The following is an 18,420-nucleotide window of genomic DNA, read 5'->3' on the forward strand; positions in this document are numbered from 1 at the left end:
CAGCTCAACGCTGGCCCAGCAATTTGGGGAAGGCTTCAAGGGCCGTATTAACCGCATCCAGATTGAACGCCTCTACATCCGCCAGCAGTTTTTCGCCGTAGCTAGTCACCGACGGCGAACGATGACGCTGCCCCCATTCAACAATTCGTAGCGCAAAGTCCTTCATCTGTTCCGGGTCGCCGCTTTCACGAACATCCTGCCACTGGTCACCAAAGTCCTCCGCCAGCTTCTCCCGCAGCCAGCCTCGCTCCTGCATACTCATGGTCTGGGCCAGCAGCCGCTCGGCTTCCTCCGGAGTCCCGTCATCTTCCGCCTGCTCTACGGTAGCCTCAACCCGGGGCAACACGAGAGTAAAGGTGGACCCAACATCCGGTTCACTCTTTACCGTCAGCTCACCGCCCATCATTTCCACCAGCTTCCGGCTGATGGCCAGACCCAGGCCGGTGCCCCCGTATCGCCGGGAGCTCTGACCTTCCTGCTGCTCAAAGGCATCGAAAATACGGTCCTGCTGATCCGGCGCAATGCCAATGCCGGTGTCGGCCACGGTCACTTTCAACCGGTAGTAGCGGATATCCGCGTCCTTACCGGTCGATTCCTCCAGTTCTTTGGCCACGGCCCGCACTGTCACTCCACCCTCATGGGTGAACTTGATGGCATTGCCCACCAGATTGAACAACACCTGGCGCAACCGGGTTTCATCCAACATCATTGCCGAGGGCATGCCAGAGCCTACGCTCACCTCCAGGGTAATGCCCTGCTCGGTCGCTCGCAGATCAAAGATATGCCGGACATCGCTGAGCAGCCGGCGAACCGAAACCGGGCCGAAGTCCAGGCGCATCTTGCCAGCCTCTATCCGTGACAGGTCAAGAATGTCGTTGATCAGCATTAACAGGCTGCGGCTGCCAGCGCGGATGGCGTTCAAATAGTTGCGCTGCTGGGGATCAGTCACCGAGTTGTAGAGCAGATCGCTGTAACCAATGACCGCATTCATCGGGGTTCGGATCTCATGGGACATATTGGCCAGGAACTCACTCTTGGCCCTGCTCGCCGTTTCCGCCTCCCGGGCCAGGCGTTCGGCCTCAAGCTTGGCCGCTCGCAGTTCATCTTCACTGCGACGCAAGGCATTCTCGGACCGAATCCGTTCATCCACTTCCAGCGACAGCTTGCGGTTCCAGTAGAGGAAAATCAGTACCACCACAATGGCAATCAAAATGATGCGCCTGACCACCGTGTAGTCGGTTTCCTGTTCGATATCCAGGTGTATCCAGCGGTTATACACCGCCTCGGTTTCCGATGCTGGCAGGCTGCTCAGGGCCTTGTTGAGGATGCGGTGTAAAACCGGGTTGTCCTTGCTGACCGCCAGCCGCAGGTCATATTGATAGGGCGTGATGCTGGTAATCCGCAGGTTCGACAGGCCCAGTCGTGCAACCGTGTAACTCACCGCCGGAATATGCGTGACCATCACATCCAGGTCGCCGTTGGACAGCGCCAGAAGCCCGTCTTCCACGGTTCTTTGCGGGTAAAGGTCCAGGTTTGGATGATTGATTAACAGATAGTCATGGCTGGCCTGGCGATTGACCACACCGACCCGCTCATCCCGCAGCTCCCTCAGATCACCAATGAACCGGCCATTATCCCGGATGGCCAGGGCAATCGGTACCGACACATAGGCCCGGGTGAACAGGAATTCCTGTTCGGTTCGGGGGGTGCGCGACATGCCCGGCAGAATATCCACTTCACCCGCCTTCAACATGTCCTCGGCCGACTGTCGGGAGCTCGCAATCACCCGGTTGAAGCGAACATCCAGGTTCTCCTCCAGGCGTTTGACCAGGTCAGAGGCAAGGCCCGCCGGGCGGCCGTCCTGCTCGAATTCAAACGGTGGCCAATCGCCACGCATACCCACTTTCAGCCCGGGATGACGCTTCAACCACTCAAGCTCCGAAGCGGTCAGGGCCACGCCACGTCCCTCAAGGGCTGGCATATTCGCCTGCAACCAGGATTGGCGAATATCCCGGTGTTCGTTGTGGCTCAAGGCCAGAATGGCCTGGTCGAACACCCGGAATAAACGGTCTCGGCTGGTCGGCACTTGCAAAACCACGTCCACCGGGCGATTATCCAGCAGGACCGCCAGGCCAATGCCATTGATCATCGCCGACTCCAGGTAATCCGAGACCACCGGTACCGGTCCAAGGAAGGCGTCGGCTTTGCCGGACAAGACCAGGCTGATGGCCTCCCCCAGACTGGCGACGGGCACCGGAGAAAAGTTATCAATCGGGTCCAGCAGTGGGAACTGGTTGGGATCGCCACCAATAATCGCGACGTTGGCAGATTCCAGATCCGACAGCGTCCGGTAGGCGGCATCACCGGCATTCACAAAGATCCCATAGGTCAGCGACATCATCGGTGAGGTGTGCCGAAGGCCCGGGATCACCGGCGATCCCGGAATGCGGGTGGTCAGAACCAGATCGGCATCGTCGCCCTGGTCGACCGCCATGAAAGGCTCAACCGGCACGCCAAGCTTATCTGACACGCGAGCGAGATAATCAATCCAGATACCCGCCAGCGCACCCTCACCGGTATCGAACACCAGCGGCACCTGGCTCTGCCTGACAGCCACCCGGAAGCCTTCCTGCTGGCCCAACCACTCCAGATCTGCAGCGCCCAGAACCGGCGCCGGCGACGCCTGGGGCGGTTCCGCCCAAACGACCCCTTGAATCAGGACAAACAAGAGGCCACACAATAATTGTGGAAGAGACTTCACTGGATATCCTCGGTGGTTCCACTACATTTCAGGGAACAATACCTGCAAATGTGGAAGATTTCATACTGCCTCACCGTACAAAGGAGAAACCTGTCTTATGGATACCAGCAAACACACACTCAGCGTCCTGTTTGAGCAACTTGGCTTGCCATCGGAACAGAACAGCATTGAGAGTTTTATTGCCCGGCACTCCCCACTGCCTTCGGAAATTGCCATTCAAGACGCACCCTTCTGGTCCGAAAGCCAATCGCAATTTCTTGAGGAGGGGCTAGAGGAAGACAGCGACTGGGCCGAAATTATTGATGAACTGGACGCCCTGCTGCGACACTGATCGGTGCCGTCAATCCACCGCCACCTGATTGCGGCCAGCATCTTTGGCCTGATAGAGGGCGCGGTCGGCACGGTCGAACACGGCATCTTCGGCATCACCATCCCGGAACTCCGATACCCCGGCAGAAAAGGTGATAGAGACCGGCTTGCCGCCAAAATGGAACGGCAGTTTACCGACATGTTCGCGGAACTGTTCGACCACTTCCCGGGCAGCCTCCAACCCGGTCTCCGGTAACAGCAAAACGAATTCCTCACCACCGAACCGGGCAATGAAGTCGGTGCTGCGCAGGCGGTTTTTTATCTCCCGAGCCACCAGCTGCAACACCCGGTCACCGGCTTTATGGCCAAACGAGTCGTTGATCCTTTTGAACAAATCAATGTCGATTACCGACACACTTAACGGGTGCCGATAGCGCTGCCAACGGTTGTATTCGAACGACAGCCGCTCCTGCCAAGCTTCCCGGTTGGGCAACTGGGTCAGCAGATCGGTCATTGCTCGTTCCCGCTCCCGACGGACCTGCGCCTGCATCTGCTCCGAGTGCGCCTCCATGGCAGCGACTTTCTCCTGCATGACATTGAGTTGCTGCGCCAGCATTTCTTCCCGCTCAGAATCGCGGGTGCGGAATCGCTCCAGGGCGCCGCCAATGAATTCCAGGCGCTCGCTCACAGACTGCTTGAGGCTCTGCAGATCCTGACTGCTCTGAATATCCTCGGATACTCTACCCAGTTCTTCCCGAATTTCCCGATCCAGGGTTACGGTGTCATCCTGCCTTGAAGCCTGGGCATCGGACTGCTCCGAAAAATGCTGGCGCAGGTTTTCCAGGCGCTCGTCCAGGCGTTTTAGAAACACCTCAAACTCCCTCTGGCTCCGGGTAACCGCCTCAATCACCAGCTCAGCCACCTGATTCAGACCTTCCCGAAGGATCTCCCAGTCATTACTGGATAACAGGGTTTGCTGAAGCGTTCTGGCCTGGGATTCAGCCTCTGGCTCCAAGCTGACCTGATTCAACAGCTGTCCCAGCAACTGGCCGACGCGGCGGGCGATTCTCAGCCGATGACCGTCTTCGGCAATATCATTATCACCACCAACCCGCTCCGCCGGAGCAGCTGGCTGGGCAGGGGCGGCAGCGTTGTTCGGTCCAGCTTCATCAAGCCGAGTGATGGCTTTATCAATCTGATCCTGCAGGGTTTTCCAGGCATCGATATCAAACCTCTGCTTGCGCAGATCGGATCTCAGGCGATTAAGCAGGTTATCAAGTTCCGGAGTCTGGCCTTCCGAGGCCAGGCTGGTTCGCACCAGCATGCGTTCGAGCACATTGCGCTCAGCCAACCACTGTTTCTCGCGCTGCTCGGCTTCGTCCAGTTCCCGAAGATACTTATCCTTCCAGGACTCCTCAGATGCCATGAATCACTCCCTCAAGAACCGGTAAGATCATTGTCGTTGCGGTTGGTATTGTTGCTGGAACGGCGACGCGCCCGAGGGTGGCTCTGATCATAAACCCGGGCGAGATGCTGAAAGTCCAGATGAGTATAGACCTGGGTGGTGGCGATGTCCGCATGGCCAAGCAGTTCCTGAACCGCACGCAAGTCACCGCTGGACTCCAGCATGTGACTGGCGAAGGAGTGCCGAAGCAGGTGCGGGTGCAGGCGCTGGTCGGCCCGCTGGACTATACCCCAGCGGGCCAGGCGGGCCTGGATACTCCGCTGGCTCAGCCGACCACCCCGATGGCCGACGAAAACCGCGGCTTCACCCTCGTTGGCCATGGCTGTACGGTGGGCCAGCCATTGATTCAGGGCCGCGACGGCCTTTCCTCCGACTGGCAGAATACGCTCCTTGTTACCTTTACCCAGAACACGCACCTCCCGGCCTTTCAAGTCCAGGGCGGACAGGCTCAGGCTGGCCAGTTCTGCCAACCGCAGTCCCGAGGAATACATCAGTTCAAACATGGCGAGGTCGCGAACTTCCAGAGGATCGTCCGGATTGACGTCCAGTAGTTGACTGATCTGGTCAACGTCGGCCACTTTCGGCAGCCGGCGGCCGCTTTTGGGGGCTCGGACATCCAGGGCGGGATTGTCCCGGGCGAGACCTTCCCGAAGCAGGAACTGATAGAAACGGCGGATGGCAGACAGGTGCCTCGCAATGCTCCGGCCACCCAGCCCGTCTATGCTTAGCCGGGCTACGTAACGGCGGACATCGTGGATGGTCAAGTCTGACCAGGTCGGGATATCGACCTCCATCAGCCAGGTAATCAGGCGATCAAGGTCTCTTTGATAGTGATCACAGGTGCGGGGGGAATGGCGCTTTTCCGTTGCCAGATGACGAACAAACGCAACCACCGGGGCGGCAATCACCTCCGGTGGCCGGGTGTCCGTCGCCGGTCCGGTCACCCCTGGCCGCTCTCCACGGCCAGGTCAGACACCGGGGCATCAGTCCGGTAACGGTCAAGCATGGGCGGCAACAGCCGGCTCAGAGTATCGCTGATGTAGCTGAGAAACAGCGACCCCATGCTCTGATCAAAATAACCCTGCTCGCAACTGCCGACAGCAAATACGCCAACCAGCCCCTCATGACGCAGCGGTACCAGGGCCACCGAGGCAATCGGTTCATCCCGGTCCGGGAACAGGAACTCCCGCTCGCTTTCCCGGAACTGGCCGCACACCGCACGGTCACCCTCCAGCAACGAGCCCAGACGCTCCCGGGCCTGGACGGCGTTGACGATGTGCAGGGCGCCCTCGCCTTTCTCCGGCTGCGCCGAATCACTGAACAGCAGCACCGAGGCAGCATCCAGGCCAAAATCGCCGCGGATGCTGTCATCAACGGCGGCGGCTATATCGTTGAGTGACCTGGCTTCAATCACCTGCATCAGCAACCGTTTGCTTTTCTCGAACAGCCGGTCGTTATGACGGGCGATCGATACCAGCTCCACCAGTTCACGGCGAAGGGTATCCCGCTGCTCACGGAACAGATGAACCTGGCGCTCCACCAGCGAGATGGCCCGGCCACTGTCGTGGGGCAGAGTCAGGCTGCGCAGCAGTTCATCCTGATCAAGAAAAAAATCAGGATTGGCGCGAAGATAATCGGCCACCTGCTCCCGGGTGAGTTCGCCGGCCTTCTGGCGGGCCGTTTGTTCTGTCATCGTGTTCTCCTGAGCCGTCAGGACCTTGTTTTAGTGGTTCGGGAACTTCTGCGACGCCGGGGCTGGGGATCGCCCGGCAGACGAAGCTGCCCTTCAAATACCGTTTTAGCGGGACCTTCCATCATAACAGGGGACCCATTCCCCTGCCATTCGATCACCAGCCGGCCACCCCGCAGCTCCACCTCCACCCGGGTATCCAGCAGGCCTCGCAGCTGACCGGCCACCACCGCAGCACAGGCTCCACTGCCACAGGCCAGGGTTTCTCCCGAACCACGCTCAAATACACGCAAGCGGGCATGGCTCCGGTCGACGATCTGCAGGAATCCGATATTGGCCCGCGCGGGGAACCGGGGATGCTTCTCCAGCATGGGCCCAAGGGTGGCCACCGGCGCCGTGTCAACGTCGTCCACCACCAGTACACCGTGGGGATTGCCCATGGAAACCGCCGACAATTCCACGCTCTGGCCATCGACATCGACGGTGTACACGGTCTTCAGACAGTCCGCGGCGAAGGGAATGGCGGGCGGATTGAGTTCCGGCACGCCCATATTGACCATTACCAGGCCATCCTTGCCGATTTTCAGCTCGATCACGCCCTTGGCAGTCTGTACCCGGATCACCCGCTTGTTGGTCAGGCGCTGGTCACGCACAAACCGGGCAAAGCAGCGGGCGCCGTTACCGCACTGCTCTACTTCCGAACCATCGGCATTAAAAATACGATAGCGAAAATCCACATCAGGCAGACCCGGCGGTTCAACCACCAGCAATTGGTCGAAGCCAATACCAAAGTTCCGGTCCGCCAGCTCCCGGATCAACTCCGGGCGCAGGCGGAAAGGCTGGCTGATGGCATCCACCACCATAAAGTCGTTCCCCAGCCCGTGCATCTTGGTAAACCGGAGCAACGGCCCCTGGCCCCGTCTTTGCGGATTCATTTCTTGCTCCCCGTTCATTCCGGCAGGCAACTTTCAGGGCCAAGCTGATCGTCCAGAGTCTCCCGGCGGCGCACCACATGCACCTGATCGCCGTCAACCATCAACTCGGGCGGGCGGTTACGGGTGTTGTAATTGGACGCCATAACGAAACCGTAGGCACCGGCTGACCGAACCGCAAGCAAATCGCCCGCCTTCAGCCGGAGTTTACGATCCTTTCCCAGAAAATCGCCGGTTTCGCACACCGGCCCGACCAGATCCCAGGCTTTTTCCTCGCCATCCTGATGAGGCTGTACCGGGATGATGGCCTGCCAGGCGCTATACAGTGCCGGGCGGATCAGGTCGTTCATGGCGGCATCGATAATGGCGAAGTTACTATGCTCGGTGCACTTCAGAAACTCCACGCGGGTCAGCAATATGCCGGCGTTGGCGGCAATGGAGCGGCCCGGCTCCATGATCAGTTCCAGTTCCCGATCACCCAGCCGCTCGGCCAGTGCCTTGACGTAATCCGCTGGCTGCGGGGGCTGCTCCTGATCGTAGGTCACGCCGAGGCCACCGCCCATGTCCAGATGGCGAATGTGAATGCCCTGGTCCGCCAGGGTATCGATCAGCACCAACACCCGGTCCAGGGCATCCAGAAACGGCGAGACTGACGTCAGCTGGGAACCAATGTGACAGTCCACCCCATGGACATCCAGATTCGGTAACGCTGCGGCACGGGCGTAAACCTGAGGGGCCTCGGCGATATCGATACCAAACTTGTTTTCCTTCAGTCCGGTGGAAATGTAGGGGTGGGTGCCGGCATCGACATCCGGGTTCACCCGAAGCGATACCGGTGCCCTCACGCCCAACTCTCCGGCCACTTTGTTCAGGCGGTCCAGCTCGGTGTCAGATTCAACGTTGAAACAGCGCACGCCCACTTCCAGCGCCCGCTTCATTTCCCATTCCTGCTTGCCAACGCCGGAGAACACCACCCTGGCGGCATCGCCACCGGCGCGCAGCACCCGCTCCAGCTCACCGGCAGAGACAATATCAAAACCGGCGCCAAGTCGCGCCAGCACATTGAGCACCGCCAGGTTGCTGTTGGCCTTCACGGCATAGCACACCAGGTGCGGGCGGCCATGCAGGGCGCTGTCATAAGCCCGGTAGTGGCGCTCGAGGGTGGCCCGGGAATATACGTAAGCCGGAGTGCCAAAACGCTCAGCGATTGACGCCACCGGAACCTCTTCGGCGTACAGTTCGCCATTGCGGTAATTGAAATGATCCATGTTGATCCTGACTATCTGGATGGGTTACTGCCAGGGTTGGCCGCTCAGCCTTCCGGCGACTCATCGGTGTCGGCGCGCTCATCGACCTGACCGGACCGGGCCGGATCTGCCTGCGGCACATCCCGGTACAGTGGCCCCTTCTGGCCGCAACCGGAAAGCAGCAGCAACAATAGCATCGAGAGCGCCCACGGCCGGCGAGATGGTCCAACCTGCATACCCATACCCCTGAGTGAATAATGGCCGAAGTATACCCGACACCCGCCCCTGATCGCGAGGGACCCGATGGCTTACGGCAGATAACTGTTGAGGGCGTCCTCGAGCCTGGTACGGTAATACAGTGACTGACCGGTCTGGATATCCCGTTGATACAATTGCGGGTCCAGATCATGGGGCAGATGCAGGTCGGTGAGATACACCGGATAAGACTCACCACTTTGGCGCAGTGAACGGATGTAGTGGGCGACGGCGGGAATCAGCCGGTCCCCGTATTCCTGCACACTGAATTCCTGATCGTTGCAGTAGATATCGAACCGCAGTGTGCTGTCGCCCTGCTGAACACCGACGGCCTGAACCTCCAGGCCCGAAAGTGGCACCATGGCGCCCTGATAGGGTCGGAGTTCAGCCATCCAGCGGCCGTCGCGGCGCACCATTTCATAACAACGGATACCGCCCGCCGGGTCCAGGTTATCTGCCTGGCGCAACAGGCGCCGTTCCACCAGGTTCTCCAGGAAACGCATTAACGGACCAAGCAGGTGGTTGCGGTGCCCTGCCCGGACCGAACGGGTCCACAAACTGCCATGCTCATCGACAACCCAGAGCTGGCCACGGTCACCCTGAAGCAACCAGAACACCTGAATGTTCCCTGCTTCGGCCGCCGCGCAGACCGCCTTTAACACCGGCTCTTCCCGCAGGGCATGGCGGTCCGGCACTATTGGCAGATACCGATCCTGCGGCTGCAACAGCGCTGCCAGCAGAGCTTCACGACTGTCCAGGGCGACAAACCCCGGTTCCCGGCCGCTGAACTGCAGCAGGAAATAGCGATGATCCATCTCGATGATGTAACGCAAGGGGTGCGGCCCGGTGCCGCCGGCAAAGAACTGGCGCAATACATCTGCGAACAACTCCCGTACCCGGCGTGCGATGGCGCTGCCGTGCCCTCTGCTGGGGGCCGCCACGCGAATTTCAGGCAGATCGGCCGGGTTGATCGCCACCTGAGCCAACACGTTTTTCAGGCACTGGATCAGGGTATCGCCGGCGGCGTAGTGCTGCAGACTGATCTCATGCCAGCTGTTCAGGGTAATCTGATCAATGGTCAGCACCAGGTTATCGCGACCGCCGCTGAACCCCAGTGAATCGGAACGGGCACTGAGCTTGTGCAGCCCACGTTCGGTCAGGTGGGCTTGCGGGTCCACAGCCACGTTAATCAGCAGCAGGTTTTTCAGCGGGCGCACGCCTCGGGACAGCGCTTCCCGGGGTGCCGGAGCCATGGGCATGGGCAGAAAGCCAGACAACACCTCCACAATGTCTTTCAGCTCGGCCACTGAGGCAACACTCTTGCCCGCACGCACGTTGAGACGGGTAGAGCGGCGCAGCAGGCCGTTGCAATAACACCACACCAGCAGCTCCGCCAGATTGCCTGCACGGCGTATCACCGGTTGCCAGAAGGCATCGGAGGGATCTTCAAGATCCCGGTACAGCAACCAACCGTCGCCTTCCCCGCCCTGCTCGGACTGGTGATGAAACGACAGGTTTTCCTCGGCCAGCGACGGCACCAGGCCCGGGTTCACCAGTTCGATCTTGCCTGCCTTGCGCTGAAAGGCGGCGTAGAGTTTGCGACCCAGCAGGTTGATGTCATTGGCGCTGATGGCCGCCCGGGTCTGCTGCTCCCGGGCCATGCGAGACAACAGGCGGTAACTGTGGGTAAGCTCCGCCACGATGTTCCGCCTGAGACCGGTCACCTCTTCAGCCCGCCAGCGCTGGCGATCATCCAGGGCACTGAGGCGGCCTTCGCCCCATTCCCACTGCTGCACCAGCTGTCGTAGCAGATCGATTCGCCATTGGTCACCCGCCATGCCAGCCCGCGTGAGGGGCAATCCCGCCTTCAGGTACAAGCTCCGGCGCACCAGGTCCAGGCGTTCCGGAGCACCACTGGTCAACAACCATTGCTCCAGGCGCTGATACAGCATGACGTAGGGGTCCAGTACATCGGCACTGGTTTGCCCCTGATACACCGCCTGTTTGAAGCTGGCAGACAATAACGGCTGGGCGGTATCGGTGGCGTAACACTCAATCAGAAACAACTTGAGAATGGCCTTCCAGGGAGCATCAATGCCTTTGTAGAGCTGCCAGATACCGGCACCGGGGAACTCCTCATCCGGAATCGACGGCACGGCGCCAAAATCAATGTACTCGCTGGCCTTGATGAACCGGCACTCCAGCAAACGCCGGCGGCACTCCCCATAGTCCGCCTCGGCCTCCGACGGAATCAGCCACCAGAGCGGATACCGCCCAGCCAGATGGATGCTGGTCCGGTAGAATTCATCCAGCAACAGAAAGTGCTGGGCACTGCCACAGTTCTCTCCGGTGACCTCGGCCCGCTGCCGGCCGGCCCGCCAGTCAGCGGCCGAGAAGACAAATACGTGAAGCTCAACGCCCAGCGTTGCCGCCCATTGCGAGAGTTTTTCGGCCTTGCGCTCCAGGCTGCGGATGCCCTGTTCAGGCAGATCATCCCGATGACAAAGCCAGGCATCCAGATCACTGGCAACCGAGTGCCCAAGGGTGCCGGGACTGCCCATCAGGAACAGACTATCGAGATCGGCCTTGCGAAGCCCTTGGTCGCGAACACTGAAACTTCGGGCAAAACGGCGCGCGGAATCCAGCACATCGTTACCCGGCGTATAGCCGGCCAGGCCCTGGGGGCAGCTGCCATCAAGATAGCCAGGTAAAGCGGGATGATTCAGGTGAAACGCCAGCGGTAACAGTTCAAGTACCACCTGCTGCCGGTAAGTCAGGGCGGAACATGCCCGTTCCCAGCGCTGACGATTGACCAACAGAAACCGGTCCCGCAGCCGCCGCAGGGTTTTTCGGTCAATGCCGTCCTCAAAGTCGAGAACGATGGGCGGTGCGAGAACAGTCAAGAGGGCTCCGGCAAGTGGTTATTTTCGGTCAGACAGTCAGTATGATGAATGAATCGTGGCAAAACCGGTAAAAAAATAAAAGGATGACCCGTTTTCGGTAAACATCGGAACCGGCACCTCCTGAAGAGGCACCTGCGCTGTGAAAGAATTCATTATTCAACGTTATCGGCCGGATCTGTCCGGACCTGTCATTCAGCCAACCCTGCTGCGGGTAGACGACGATGGCCGAATCGCCCACGTCGACCGCCATGCCGAGGCCATGTTCGGCTACGACGCCGGGGCGTTGATCAGACAGCCGGTGCAGCGCATTCTCGCCTCCCGGCAGGACGATCCCTTTGCCCCGGCCCACCGACACCATCTGGACAACGGCCAGACGGTGCTGGTGACCTTCCGCCACAAGGATGGCTTCTTTTTTACCGCCATTCTGGGCTTGCGCATGGAAATGCGTGATTCAGACCAGGCCGCCAACGCCACCATTTCCCTGAAAGACAGCGGCGACATGGACGGCCGCCTGTTACGACTGGCAGAACAAGGCGCGGGTTTCGGGCTCTGGGAGCTGGATATGACCTCCAATGAGATTAGCTGGTCCGAGGGCATGTACCGCTTGCTGGAGTTGCGCCCCGGGACGGAGTTGTCACCCGAACAGGCCTTGTTCTACTGCCAGGTCGGCCAGAACCGCGTGCGTGCCCTGTTCCGCCGCTGCATGCGCACGGGCCGCCCGTTCAGTATGGAGCTGTCGGTATTAACCAGCCGGCAACGTCTGCAACGAGTCATCCTGTCGGGCCGCGCCCTGAAAAGCGGCGGCCGGATTCAGAAGCTCGGTGGCGTGATGGTCAACCACAGTGAAGCCATGCTACACGACCACGCCCGGCAGCAGGCCCAGAGGATTCTGGAAGCAACTGCCAACGCCACGCCAGACCTCGTGGTCGCTGTCGACACCAGCCTGAACCTGTTGCATTTCAACGCTCCTTGGGCAGAACAGTTCCGAAACGCCTTTGGCGCCGAACCAAGGCCCGGCGACAACCTTAAAAACCTGCTAGCCGACTTTACCAACGAACGGCGCATGATTGAGCGCCTGTGGCAACGGGCCTTTGACCGGGAGCACTTCGTGGCGGAGATGCCCCTGAACCGCCAGGGCGAGGGCCTGCCGGTCTACGAATTTCATTTCCAGAATATTCAGGGCCTGCAAGGCGAGGTGGTCGGTGCCGTCCATGTTGCCAAAGATATCAGCAATCGTGTCCAGCACAGCGGCAGCGGCGACTACCGGATGCGCCATGACCCGGTGACCGGATTGATGAACCGGCGCTCCTTTGTCGAGCATCTGGAACGGGCCATGAAGCATAAGCGCAAACGCCAGTCGATGGACGGCTTACTGCTGCTCGACCTGGACGGTTTTGAACAGTTCAACGAACAGGCCGGCAGTGGCACCTGCGATCGGTACCTGCGTGAACTGGCCGGCATGCTCGGGCTGCGGGTGCGCCAGCGGGACGCCCTGGCCCGGCTGTCCGGTGACACCTTTGCCCTGTTCATAGAGAACTGCCCCGAACCCAGAGCCCGCAAGATTGCCGAGGAGATCCGGGAGCAGATTGCCCAGTTCCAGTTTGAATGGCAGGGCAGACAGTTACAGACCACCGCCAGCGGCGGCCTGCTGATTCTCGGAACCGACGCTCCGCTCCAGCCTGAACAGCTACTGACCCAGGCCGCCGACCTGTGCCATACCGCCAAGACCTCCGGGCGCAACCGTATCCACACTACCCAGGCCCTGCCCGGCGAGTTGGCCAATCGGGGCACCGACCGCCAGCTTGAACAGCTGCATCAAGCCCTGGATAACGGCCAGCTGATTCTGGAGTTTCAATCCCTCAAGCCGGTGGCCAGCGTCACCTGGGGTGACCACATTGAAATCCTGTGTCGCATTCCGGGTACAGGCGACGACTCGCCCCTGCTGCCAGAACAATTCCTGCCGGTGGCAGAGCGGTTTGACCTGGCCAAGCGCCTGGACCGCCAGGTTATCCGGCAAACTCTCCAGTGGCTGAGCCAGCATCGACTGTTGGAGCCAAGGCTGAAGTACTGCGGCTTCAACCTGTCGCTGGCCACCATTCTGGATGACACCTTTGCTGATTTCATGGAACAACAGGTGCGCCAGACCCCGTTCCAGGCCCATTGTTTCTGCCTGGAGATCAGGGAATCCCACGCCACCCAGTATCCGGATGAGGTAGCCGTATTATGTGACGCCCTGCACCGGGCGGGGTGCCGGGTTGCCCTGGAAGGGGCAGGGGCATCCGTGGAAAGTTACAGCCTGGCCGCCAACCTGCCGGTGGATATCATCAAACTGGACCGACGCATCATGAACGACCTGGAACGTGATCCGGTGCAGCAGATCATGGTGGACGCCCTGCACCGTATTGCCGAAACCGCCGGCAAGGAAACCGTCGCCACCTTCATCGAGAACGATGAAACCCTCAGGAAAGTCCGAACCCTGGGCATTCACTTCGGCCAGGGTTACCGGTTGTCACGGCCGCGGCCACTGGACGAGCTCAAGCCAGCAGAGGTAGAACTCAGCACCGGCCGGATTGGCGGGTAAGCGGTTGCCGGGAGCCGCCTACCAGCCCTCCATCGGGATGCCATGTTCCCTGAGGTAGTCGCCGTGCTTCTCGAGATAATTCCTGGTTCCTACCTCAAAATCATCCGGATCACCCGGCACCTCCGTGGCCTGCATGCGCATTACCTCGATTTCGTTGCCAATCTGGTTCGAAATCCAGACCACCACGGTACCGCCGGGGGCCAGGCCAATGGTCATAAAGTTCCGGGGGCCGGAATACACACCCATCGGCGTCTTGTAGGTTGCCGACTCCCGCATTCGGTCCAGCAGGTCTGGCGGCACCTTAATTATTTTGGTGTAGTACTTCTGCTCTGCAAAAGAGAACCAATTGACGAGAATCAGTTCCGGAAAGGGGTCAACCCGGGCCCCTTTGCCTACGGGGCCGTATGGCCCCTGCCAGCAGCACGACACGATGCCGATCGGCTGGCGCCAACTCCGCTCACCCGACTTCTCCAGAAACATATCGGTCACCCACACTCCATAGTGTTCGGGGGCTGCAACGTCGATGTACCAGTTTACGGTGTCTTTCGGCAACGCCGAACACCCGCTGCCCAACAGGGCCATGGCCACTATGCCCATGGCCAGAATTCTCTTAATCATCGTTCGCCCTCTGTCTGTGGATAAACCAGGCGCTCCCCGGAGAGCACCGGTGCGTGGGGATGCAATCCCTCTAACTTCGCAGGTGTTCCCGCCACCAGGGTTTCGATGCCGTTGTAGTGGGCGGAGTAATGGATATAGCGCTGGAGCAACAGGTGTTCATGTTCCGTGGTCAATGAAGGGGCGTCGCTCCCTTGTTCAACCTGTTCCAGGATTTGTTGCAGGATGGGGTTCAGTTCATTTGGCAAGGTATTGTCAGTTTTCCTGGTATCGATATCTTGTAGCGGCGCACCACTATCGGTGGCCAGCCGATGCATCAACCTCAAGGCCACCTGCGAATACTCCCCCCGCACCTGGCGCAACATTCGCAACACCAGTTCCACTCGGCCATCCGGCGCCGGGTGCTCCTGGCGTCGGGTAACAATTTCCAGCCGGGCTGGCCCTTCAGGGCCCAGGTCTTTCGGCCAGGCCTGCAATTGTTCGGATTGCCGTACCGGCAGACTGTAGGGGCCTATCCAGCCTTCTGCCTCTATCTGTCTCCTTCTGGCCTCCAGGTTGTCCCACTGCAGGGTTTTGTCCGGCCAGCGCAGCCGGTCGCGAGGTATCGGCAACCTGGGGCTTAACAGCACGTCCTCGCGCTGGCTGTCGCCGTAACCACCGCCAATATCGGAATGAACTCCAGGCAGGGAGATTTCCCGGATGTTGGCCGGCAAGCTGCCGTCGCGGCTTCGCAGACTGTTCAGAGCAAAGTTCCTGCGGTGCTCATGGGCGGCGGTCAGGTGCACTGCATGGCGCACCTTGTCCGAACTCAGGTACAGCTTTACCGGGTAGTTGCGGTTGTTATGAGCCGATAAATCACCAGCGGCCGGGTTAACGATGGCGGCCACGGAATCGAATAGTCCCACGAAGCGAATTTCTACCGTCTCCGGCCAAGGAATATGGTTCTGAGCCAGTATCTCGGCGAGCAGGCCGCTTTCCCCCTGATTAATCTCATGCGCAGCGTGGCGGGCCGCAGCAGCCCCCCGACTGAAGCCGAACAGATCCAGGGTCAACCGATTAATAGGTTTGCCTTGCGATGAGACTTTGGCCCGCTCGGAGAGTCGTGAGAAAGCTAATGTCACCTGTGGGACTATACCAGCCTCTCCCATACCGGTCGCTGCGCTGTACAACGCATCATCCTCACTGGTCTTGGTGCCCGCCCCAGGGGCATAGATACTGAAGCGATGGGTAATGGTGTTGCCCGACTCAATTCGACCCTCATCGTACAAATCCCACAACTTCGCCACATTGCTGGCCGCGTTGGCATAACTGTCCCCCATCATCAGGCCCATCCGCCACTCACACTCTTCCCGGCTGATGGTGTTGTTCTCGTAGGGAATCAGGCACTCCCGCTCCAGCTGCTCTTTGAAAGCCTGGGTATTGGCGGCATTGTTCATGGTGCCGTCGGTAAACAGGCCAACTTCCAGGTGGATCTTGGGGGAGGGTTCCTGAGACGAGTCCTCCTTGGCGCCTTCGGCGGCGGATGCGGACATCAGAACGGGAGCCACCAACGCGGATGCCCCTAAGGGCAGGCTCAGCCGGTGGTCATCTTCGCTGCCCTGAGCCGCCTGCTCGTGACGCTGGCACTGCCGGTAGTGCATCGAGAACATGTTCACTTCCAGCGCCCCAACCCCCCAGGGGTCGGATTGGTGCAACTGATCGGGGGTCACGCCGCATTCGTTCAGTTGCGCCACGGCGCTCTCAATCGCCGAAGGCGTGTATATCCAGTTGTCATTTACCCGCCACCGGCCGCCGGCAGGCAGGCTGTCGTCTGGCTGCCAGGTCACCAAGGGGGAGAAGGGTCCATCCCAGCCTTCACAGACCAACATCAGCTCACCGTTTTTCACAGTCCGTTGGACAGTCTCGGCTATATTGCCTCGGTCACGGTAGTCGTACCTGAATAACGAGTGCATGTTTGAACGAACATGGTCGTTCTCTTCAACCAGGCGCCTGGCCTTATCGGCGGCGAAAAAGGGGGTTTCAACGAGGGGGAGATCACAGGCTCTCAGCTCCGAGGGCCTGACCAGTTTCATGAAGCTCATCGTCAGCATTCCTTGTTGACGGTAGAAGACGGGTAAAAATGTATCGGAAATCCTAGCCGATATTTCGTATTTATGACAAAACCGCACTTCACGGTTTTGTCATAAATTTTCTACGCTGATCAGTCTATGACACACCCATGGACTACACCAGCCTTAGCCCCTTCCGAGCGCGGGCCACCGCCGCACGCACCTGGTTCGGTGCAGTGCCGCCCAGGTGATCACGGGCCTGCACGGAGCCTTCCAGGGTCAGCACGTCAAACACATCCTCACCAATCACGTCGGAGAACTGCTGCAGCTCTTCCAAGGTCATATCGGACAGGTCACGGCCTTCGGCCACACCAAAAGCCACGGATTTGCCGACGATCTCGTGGGCATCCCGGAATGGCACGCCTTTCTTAACCAGGTAATCGGCCAGATCGGTGGCGGTAGAGAAGCCCCGCTTGGCCGCTACCCGCATGTCATCGGCCTTGGCTTCGATCGCCGGAATCATATCGGCGTAGGCCTTCAGGCAGCCCTTGATGGTATCGACGGTGTCGAACAGCGGCTCTTTATCTTCCTGATTGTCCTTGTTGTAGGCCAGCGGCTGGCTCTTCATCAGGGTCAGCAGGCTGATCAGGTGGCCATTGACCCGACCGGTCTTGCCGCGCACCAGCTCCGGCACGTCCGGGTTTTTCTTCTGGGGCATGATGGAGGAACCGGTGCAGAAACGGTCCGGCAGGTCGATGAAATCAAACTGGGCCGAAGTCCACAGCACCAGCTCTTCACTGAACCGGGACAGGTGGGTCATCAGCAGGGCGGCAAAGCTGCAGAATTCGATGGCGAAGTCCCGGTCAGACACCGAATCCAGGCTGTTTTCAGTGGGCCGGTCAAAGCCCAGCAGTTCCGCGGTAAGGTTACGGTCGATCGGATAGGTGGTACCGGCCAGGGCGGCAGCGCCCAGAGGCATCACATTCACCCGCTTGCGACAATCCTGCAGGCGATCGGCATCGCGCACCAGCATCTCGTACCAGGCCAGCAGGTGGTGGCCGAAGGTGACCGGCTGGGCGGTCTGCAGGTGGGTGAAGCCGGGCATGATGGTGTCCGCTTCGCGCTCGGCGAGGTCCAACAGGCCAGCCTGCAGGCGGGCCAGTTCCTCGGCAATCACGTCGATTTCATCCCGCAGGTACAGGCGGATGTCAGTGGCTACCTGGTCGTTACGGCTGCGGCCGGTGTGCAGCTTTTTACCGGTAATGCCGATGCGGTCGGTCAGCCGGGCTTCGATGTTCATGTGCACGTCTTCAAGGCTCACAGACCATTCGAAGCGGCCTGCCTCGATGTCATCTTTAACGCCTTTCAGGCCATCAATAATCTGGTCTCGCTCAGCGTCGGTGAGCACACCCACTTTCGCCAGCATGGTGGCATGGGCGATGGAGCCGGTAATATCATGGTGATACAGGCGCTGGTCAAAACCGACCGACGCCGTAAAGCGTTCAACAAAGGCGTCGGTAGGCTCGCTGAAGCGGCCACCCCAGGGTTTTTCGGAGGATGTGGTCTGGTCAGACTTTTTCTGATCCGTCATGGTCTATCTTTCCTGCTGACAGC

At 59.8% G+C, this 18,420-nt stretch carries 13 protein-coding genes; 2 read left to right on the forward strand and 11 right to left on the reverse strand.

The genetic code is table 11. The features are described 5' to 3' along the window. Positions 1 to 4: 4 nt before the first annotated feature. Positions 5 to 2,761 carry an ATP-binding protein gene (locus tag ACTZWX_RS04635; RefSeq protein ID WP_444712931.1) on the reverse strand — a complete coding sequence of 919 codons (2,757 nt, stop codon included), beginning with the start codon at positions 2,759 to 2,761 and terminating at the stop codon, positions 5 to 7. Positions 2,762 to 2,858: 97 nt separating this feature from the next. Here ACTZWX_RS04635 and ACTZWX_RS04640 point away from each other — a divergent pair, with 97 nt between their 5' ends. Next, positions 2,859 to 3,092, forward strand: a complete 234-nt coding sequence (locus ACTZWX_RS04640; protein WP_444712932.1) for a DUF2789 domain-containing protein — start codon at positions 2,859 to 2,861, stop codon at positions 3,090 to 3,092. A 9-nt stretch (positions 3,093 to 3,101) separates the two neighbouring features. Here the strand turns inward: ACTZWX_RS04640 and ACTZWX_RS04645 are convergent, their stop codons facing one another. The 7 genes from ACTZWX_RS04645 to ACTZWX_RS04675 all read right to left on the reverse strand — a co-directional run bounded on the left by ACTZWX_RS04645 (position 3,102) and on the right by ACTZWX_RS04675 (position 11,562). Further along, the gene (locus ACTZWX_RS04645; RefSeq protein WP_444712933.1) at positions 3,102 to 4,496 is read right to left on the reverse strand and encodes a diguanylate cyclase; all 1,395 of its coding nucleotides are present in this window, start codon (positions 4,494 to 4,496) and stop codon (positions 3,102 to 3,104) included. 11 nt (positions 4,497 to 4,507) lie between these two features. Next, positions 4,508 to 5,479 (reverse strand): tyrosine recombinase XerC, encoded by a 972-nt coding sequence (xerC, locus tag ACTZWX_RS04650; RefSeq protein WP_444712934.1) that lies wholly within the window; start codon positions 5,477 to 5,479, stop codon positions 4,508 to 4,510. Next, a complete protein-coding gene (locus tag ACTZWX_RS04655) occupies positions 5,476 to 6,228 on the reverse strand; it encodes a DUF484 family protein (protein WP_444712935.1) in 753 nt (250 codons plus the stop codon). Before ACTZWX_RS04655 ends, xerC begins: the two co-directional genes overlap by 4 nt. Positions 6,229 to 6,245: 17 nt before the next feature. Next, positions 6,246 to 7,160, reverse strand: a complete 915-nt coding sequence (gene dapF, locus ACTZWX_RS04660; RefSeq protein WP_230713379.1) for a diaminopimelate epimerase — start codon at positions 7,158 to 7,160, stop codon at positions 6,246 to 6,248. Positions 7,161 to 7,174: 14 nt separating this feature from the next. Beyond that, positions 7,175 to 8,425, reverse strand: a complete 1,251-nt coding sequence (gene lysA, locus ACTZWX_RS04665; protein ID WP_444712936.1) for a diaminopimelate decarboxylase — start codon at positions 8,423 to 8,425, stop codon at positions 7,175 to 7,177. A gap of 44 nt (positions 8,426 to 8,469) precedes the next feature. Then, positions 8,470 to 8,640 carry an LPS translocon maturation chaperone LptM gene (gene lptM, locus ACTZWX_RS04670; protein WP_444712937.1) on the reverse strand — a complete coding sequence of 57 codons (171 nt, stop codon included), beginning with the start codon at positions 8,638 to 8,640 and terminating at the stop codon, positions 8,470 to 8,472. 72 nt (positions 8,641 to 8,712) lie between these two features. Then, positions 8,713 to 11,562 carry a class I adenylate cyclase gene (locus ACTZWX_RS04675; protein WP_444712938.1) on the reverse strand — a complete coding sequence of 950 codons (2,850 nt, stop codon included), beginning with the start codon at positions 11,560 to 11,562 and terminating at the stop codon, positions 8,713 to 8,715. Positions 11,563 to 11,701: 139 nt separating this feature from the next. Here ACTZWX_RS04675 and ACTZWX_RS04680 point away from each other — a divergent pair, with 139 nt between their 5' ends. Next, on the forward strand, positions 11,702 to 14,143 hold the full coding sequence (locus tag ACTZWX_RS04680; RefSeq protein WP_444712939.1) for an EAL domain-containing protein: 2,442 nt from the start codon (positions 11,702 to 11,704) through the stop codon (positions 14,141 to 14,143). 18 nt (positions 14,144 to 14,161) lie between these two features. Here the strand turns inward: ACTZWX_RS04680 and ACTZWX_RS04685 are convergent, their stop codons facing one another. From ACTZWX_RS04685 to argH, 3 genes are all read right to left on the reverse strand, one after another. After that, entirely contained in the window at positions 14,162 to 14,761 is a 600-nt protein-coding gene (locus tag ACTZWX_RS04685) for a DUF2931 family protein (RefSeq protein WP_444712940.1), read from the reverse strand. Further along, positions 14,758 to 16,839 (reverse strand): T6SS phospholipase effector Tle1-like catalytic domain-containing protein, encoded by a 2,082-nt coding sequence (locus ACTZWX_RS04690; RefSeq protein ID WP_444712941.1) that lies wholly within the window; start codon positions 16,837 to 16,839, stop codon positions 14,758 to 14,760. Before ACTZWX_RS04690 ends, ACTZWX_RS04685 begins: the two co-directional genes overlap by 4 nt. A gap of 142 nt (positions 16,840 to 16,981) precedes the next feature. Beyond that, positions 16,982 to 18,397 (reverse strand): argininosuccinate lyase, encoded by a 1,416-nt coding sequence (gene argH, locus ACTZWX_RS04695; RefSeq protein ID WP_444712942.1) that lies wholly within the window; start codon positions 18,395 to 18,397, stop codon positions 16,982 to 16,984. Positions 18,398 to 18,420: the final 23 nt, after the last annotated feature.

It is taken from the genome of Marinobacter sp. NSM, assembly GCF_052380025.1.
Lineage (GTDB): Bacteria > Pseudomonadota > Gammaproteobacteria > Pseudomonadales > Oleiphilaceae > Marinobacter.